Below are 5,701 nucleotides of genomic sequence, written 5' to 3' on the forward strand. Positions count from 1 at the left end.
CTCCAGAACGGGAAATCGACAAACCCTTCCTCATGTCTGTTGAGGACGTATTCTCCATCACTGTCGCGGTACAGTTGCAACTGGTCGGATCGAACGTGGAAAAGTCAAAGTTGGCGAAAACGTCGAAATCGTTGGTATCCGCGACACGCGTAGCACCACGATCACTGGTGTTGAAATGTTCCAAAAATCCCTTGAAGAAGGTTTGGCTGGAGATAACGTCGGCGTACTGATGCGCGGTATCCAAAAAGCCGACATCGAACGCGGCATGGTAATTGCTAAACCAGGTAGTATCAAACCCCACACCATCTTTGAAGGCGAAGTATACGTACTAACCGAAAAAGAAGGTGGTCGTAAGACTCCATTCTTCCCTGGTTATCGCCCTCAGTTCTACGTTCGGACGACTGACGTAACCGGAAACATCAAAGCCTTTACTGCCGATGATGGTAGTGCTGCTGAAATGGTCATGCCTGGAGATCGGGTACAAATGACAGTAGAACTAATCAACCCAGTCGCGATCGAACAAGGAATGCGCTTTGCGATTCGTGAAGGCGGTCGGACAATCGGAGCTGGTGTAGTCGCCAAAATTATCAAGTAGGTTAATTACCTAAATTAAAGATAGAGATATACCTCGCGTGTATCTCTATCTTTGTGTCTGCTGAATTATTCCCGTACCTTGACAACTCAAACCTAAAAAAATTATGGCTACCATCGCTCAACAGAAAATTCGGATTCGTCTCAAAGCATTCGATCGCCGTCTGCTAGATACCTCATGTGACAAAATTGTTGAAACAGCCAACAGAACTGGTGCCACTGCGATCGGGCCGATTCCATTACCAACTCGCCGCCGCATCTATTGTGTCTTGCGATCTCCCCACGTTGATAAAGATTCGCGCGAACATTTTGAAACTCGCACCCATCGCCGCATCATCGATATCAAAGATCCTTCCGCGAAAACGATCGATGCCTTAATGAAGTTAGACTTACCAGCAGGTGTAGATATCGAAGTGAAACTGTAGATATTGAGTTATTAATTTGTTTTTAAAAAGTCCTCACATGAGGGCTTTTTTGTCGATACGTAAAGATCGAGGTTTATAATTTACATGTTTTTTTAATTATTTAAATCGATTGGGTTAAAGTCAGTATAAGGATAAAGCGAAGGTAAGAGCTGATATATCTGAAATGTATCTGTGGATATATAATGCATGACATCGTATTTCCAGGTAAGATCGAACATCTACTGCTTAGTTCCCATGCCCAAGAGAAGTTACAAGATCTTGTCGATCGAGAAGCTGCGATTAATACAACAATTAATATGTGGCCTGAGTATTGGGAAGAGGCTGGGGCGCAGGAAGTCTGGCACTGTTTTAAATGTAATCGTCTTTATATGGGAATTAACAACAGCTCAGAAGATTGGAAAGCGAAAGTACTCGTCTATAAGCTAGAGCAGAAAGGTATTACAAGTCAGCCTACAGGATTAGATTCCGAACAAATTACTTGTCAGGAAATAGGCGAAAAACAATATCTTGATAACGTAAAGAAGCAGCAGTCCGGTAATTCCCCCTTGGAGATAAGATAAATTTATTGGAATTGACTGGATCGATCGATGCTTTTCAATAAAGAAATGATGCCGATGCAAAGGCGAAGGTGATGCCAATCTGGTTGCGGGCTTTTGGTAAGTTAGGCAATGTTCCGGATAACTTTAAGCTTGTTGCGGAGGGTAGATCGAGCGGATCGTCCAACACTAGATCTAGAGTTGACGATCGTAATTAGCTTTGAGTACCTAGCACATCCGAGGCTAGATCCGTTAATCTAGTAGATGCACCCTAAGCTGTCGATCGAACCCGCAAATGGCACCTACTTCTTCAATCGCTGTGAGAGAACTCCCCTTATTTCCGCTCCCCGAACTGGTGCTATTTCCCGGTCGTCCACTCCCTTTGCATATTTTTGAATTTCGCTACCGGATCATGATGAATACGATCATGAGTAGCGACAGGCGATTTGGCGTGCTGATGTGGGATCCCGTCAGAGGACAACCAGCAGACATCGGTTGTTGTGCAGAGATCGTCCACTTCCAGCAGTTGCCAGACGATCGCATGAAAGTTTTAACGATGGGACAGCAGCGGTTCAGAGTGCTAGAATACGTCCGCGAGAAGCCCTATCGCGTCGGGTTAGTCGAGTGGATCGAAGATCGTCCTACCGAAGCAGATTTACGCCCCTTAGCGACCGATGTCGAGCGGCTCCTGCGCGATGTCGTCCACTTATCTGGCAAGCTAACAGAGCAACCAGTCGAGTTACCAGATAATTTACCAGAACTCCCGATCGAACTTTCTTATTGGGTAGCCAGCCATCTGTATGGCGTAGCAGCAGAGCAACAAGCTTTACTCGAAATGCAAGATACGACAAGTAGACTCGATCGAGAAGTAGAAATTTTGACTTCTACCCGCAATCATCTCGCCGCTAGAACGGCACTTAAAGACGCTCTACCATAGATCTAATCTGAACAAAGGGAAATCGGGGGCTTCGACACACAAAGGCAGTTTTTAGCTCACAACTTCCTCAAGTTCATCTGCTTCAATGAGGCAAATGGGGAGTTGGGACAAAACTGCACCCGAATTGTGCGTTTCCCCCAACGTTACCCACAACGAAAACAGACAAGGAGCCTACCATGATTGCAGTTTTTATCCGTTTCCGCTATGAAAGCGAATTTAATGAGGCATACGTGCGGCAGATCGCAGACGGAGCAAGAGCAAAGTTTGAAGGCATGTCTGGGCTCCGTTCAAAGACATTCACGGTTGATTCAGTCAACCAGGAGGTGCTTAATTTCTATGTTTGGGATTCTGAGGAGGCAGCAAAGGCATTTTTTTCGCCGCAACTAATCGCACAAGTAACCGAGCTGTATGGTGTCAAACCTACCATCCAATTTGCTGATGTAGCTACGCTCGTTGATAATCGAGCCTCCTAACTAAGAGTTGCCATAGCGGGATCGAGAGTAGCCATACAGATGACAAATTCAGTAACGATCGGGACGTGAGAAGATCCTCCACATCTGTAGAATAGGGAAGTTGCTACAGATTGGAACTAATGAGTGTGGACGCGATTAAATTTGGGACAGATGGCTGGCGGGGTGTAATTGGGGCGGAGTTTACATTCGATCGATTGTTGATGGTTGCGCCGATTGCGGCTGAGGTGTTGGCGGATACTTATAGTGCCAAGACGGGGAATCGGAAGATTATTGTCGGATTCGATCGCAGGTTTATGGCGGAAACTTTTGCCACACGCATGGCTGAAGCATTGCGGCTGGCGGGGTTCGATGTGATTCTCAGTGATAGTTACGCGCCGACTCCAGCATTTAGTTGGGCGGCACACAGTCAAAATGCGCTGGGTGCGCTGGTAATTACCGCCAGTCACAATCCTGGCGACTATTTAGGATTGAAGGTGAAGGGCAATTTTGGGGGTTCGGTATCGCCAGAAATTACGCAGCAAATTGAGGCGAGATTGGGACAAACGTTGCCGCCGACAGAGCCGGGAAGCCTGACGACGTTCGATCCGTGGGATAGTTATTGTCAGGAGTTGCGGGGTAAAGTCGATCTGGCTAGCATTCAACAGGCGATCGAATCTGGTAAATTAACGGTATTTGCCGATGCGATGCATGGTGCGGCGAGTACGGGATTGGATCGGTTATTGGGTACGCCGATTACTGAGCTTAATAGTAATACCGATCCGTTATTCGATGGTGGTGCGCCAGAACCGTTGCCTAAATATTTATCTCAATTAATGCGGGTAATTCGCAGCCATAATGCCGAGCCAGGTGTGCGAGTCGGATTGGTATTCGATGGGGACTGCGATCGAATTGCGGCTGTAGATGGCTCTGGTGAGTTCCTGAGTTCGCAGATTTTGATTCCGATTCTCATCGAGCATTTAGTTAAACGAAGAGGCTTTACAGGCGAAATTATCAAGACTGTGAGTACTTCTAATCTGGTGCCGAGAATTGCCAGGTTATATAATTTGCCAGTCTATGAAACTCCGATCGGATATAAGTATATCGCCGATCGAATGCTCGATACGCCCGTGCTGATTGGTGGCGAAGAATCTGGCGGCATCGGTTATGGCAATCATATCCCCGAACGCGATGCGTTGCTGTCGGCTTTGTATATTCTCGAAGCGATTGCTAAATCTCAACAAGATCTCGGCGATTTGTATCGCCAACTTGAAACTCAAACTAACTACGATTTTAAATACGATCGAGTCGATCTCCATTTGGCAAGTATGGATGTGAAATCTAAATTAGTCGCGCAATTAGAAACCCAACCATTCGCTAAAATTGCTAACATAGAAGTACGCGATCGCAATTTAGCAGACGGGTACAAATTTAATCTATCTGATGACAGTTGGCTATTGATTAGATTTAGTGGTACAGAACCAGTCCTCAGACTTTATTGCGAAGCGGCAACGATCGATCGAGTGCATCAAACGCTTGCTTGGGCGCAAGATTGGGCAAATTCGGTATCATGATAAAGGCGATCGTTGCATCGATTAAAAAATCTAGCTTGTGGACAATTTTCCACTGACGATTAATTATGAAAAACTTACTTGGTTTCGCCGCGATCGCTACGACAATTATTACTTTATTGACACCGTTAGCAGGAAAAGCACAAGGCGTTTTCATTCAACCTTTTCCTTCGACTGGTTACTCTTCAACTACAATTTACGTACCATCGGTTCCTGACGATCGAGCTTATACAAATGGGATAACGACGACAACTTCGACAGAGTTATACTCGCCGAGTGTTGTTTACCCTGGTAGTAACTCTTTTCCCGGCTCGGTAACGACCCCCTATTATGGTAGTGGTTATCCAGCCCGTTATCGCCAAGAAGTCAGACCGATCGTCGTTTTTCCGCAGCCAAATATCTATCCTCGTGCGGTACCCTCGACTTGTACCACATCGATAATCGGCAGTCCAATTCCTAGTCCGATCGCGCTCGATCGATCTGGTAGTCCCTGCCGTTAGACAGTCGAGAGTGAAGTTGTGAGAGTGGGGATTTAGATTCCTGCTCATCAGCTACTACCTAGCTTTCGAGCGCATTTGAGATGCACTTACCATACTATAACCAACTGGACAACCTTTATCTTTATCTAATTCTGAAGGTGTCGGAATAGAAATATTCTGTTTTTCGCTCTCACAATATAAATCAGTAATCTGCGAATATTTATTCTCGATCTTCGGATTAACTTTGGAAATAGCTAAGTAAGTCCAATTTCGAGTATCTTTAAATGATTTAGGCTGGGCACTAACAATTATTTGTTTAGGAGTTGTTTGAATTCGGTAATCATATTGTTCTGGATTTACCTTAACAAAGTTTGGAGTTCCAATAATATTTTTTGTGAATTTTCCTTTACTCTGATAAATACGGCGTTGCTCCATAAGAATAAAATTGATATTGATTTGAGGTTGATGAGATCTAGTAGTAACCTTGCGCTCGGCTAGCTTGTAGCCAATCGGACATCGATCTGCTTTGCTGGCAAGCTGGAGATCGCTTGGTAATGGAGTACCTAGCTTTTCACTTTGACAGATCGATGATACTAATTCTAGATATTGCCACTGACTTTTTGTGTTTGGTTGTCTGATTTCCTGAGATTTTAAGACCTGAATTGTCCCGAAAGTAGTTTTTTCGATATCGTCCTGGGGAGACTCATGACGAG

Annotated in this window: 7 protein-coding genes and 1 pseudogene; 7 read left to right on the forward strand and 1 reads right to left on the reverse strand. The window is 45.1% G+C overall.

Going from position 1 to position 5,701, the window contains the following annotated elements; all coding sequences use genetic code 11:
- From Q0R35_RS10950 to Q0R35_RS10980, 7 genes and pseudogenes are all read left to right on the forward strand, one after another.
- Window positions 1-595, forward strand: a pseudogene (locus Q0R35_RS10950) (EF-Tu/IF-2/RF-3 family GTPase); the annotation flags it as partial.
- 103 nt (window positions 596-698) lie between these two features.
- Entirely contained in the window at window positions 699-1,016 is a 318-nt protein-coding gene (gene rpsJ, locus Q0R35_RS10955; RefSeq protein ID WP_366944870.1) for a 30S ribosomal protein S10, read from the forward strand.
- Window positions 1,017-1,198: 182 nt separating this feature from the next.
- A complete protein-coding gene (locus tag Q0R35_RS10960; protein WP_295617580.1) occupies window positions 1,199-1,576 on the forward strand; it encodes a hypothetical protein in 378 nt (125 codons plus the stop codon).
- Window positions 1,577-1,847: 271 nt separating this feature from the next.
- Entirely contained in the window at window positions 1,848-2,489 is a 642-nt protein-coding gene (locus Q0R35_RS10965; RefSeq protein WP_295617583.1) for an LON peptidase substrate-binding domain-containing protein, read from the forward strand.
- 176 nt (window positions 2,490-2,665) lie between these two features.
- Window positions 2,666-2,962 (forward strand): antibiotic biosynthesis monooxygenase, encoded by a 297-nt coding sequence (locus Q0R35_RS10970; RefSeq protein ID WP_295617586.1) that lies wholly within the window; start codon window positions 2,666-2,668, stop codon window positions 2,960-2,962.
- Window positions 2,963-3,081: 119 nt separating this feature from the next.
- Window positions 3,082-4,512, forward strand: a complete 1,431-nt coding sequence (locus Q0R35_RS10975; protein WP_295617589.1) for a phosphoglucomutase/phosphomannomutase family protein — start codon at window positions 3,082-3,084, stop codon at window positions 4,510-4,512.
- 65 nt (window positions 4,513-4,577) lie between these two features.
- Window positions 4,578-5,009, forward strand: a complete 432-nt coding sequence (locus Q0R35_RS10980) for a hypothetical protein (protein WP_295617593.1) — start codon at window positions 4,578-4,580, stop codon at window positions 5,007-5,009.
- Between the two features lie 54 nt (window positions 5,010-5,063).
- Here the strand turns inward: Q0R35_RS10980 and Q0R35_RS10985 are convergent.
- A partial coding sequence (locus Q0R35_RS10985) for a hypothetical protein (protein WP_295617599.1) occupies window positions 5,064-5,701 on the reverse strand: 638 nt, incomplete at its 5' end.

The organism is Chamaesiphon sp. GL140_3_metabinner_50 (genome assembly GCF_025361915.1).
GTDB lineage: Bacteria > Cyanobacteriota > Cyanobacteriia > Cyanobacteriales > Chamaesiphonaceae > Chamaesiphon.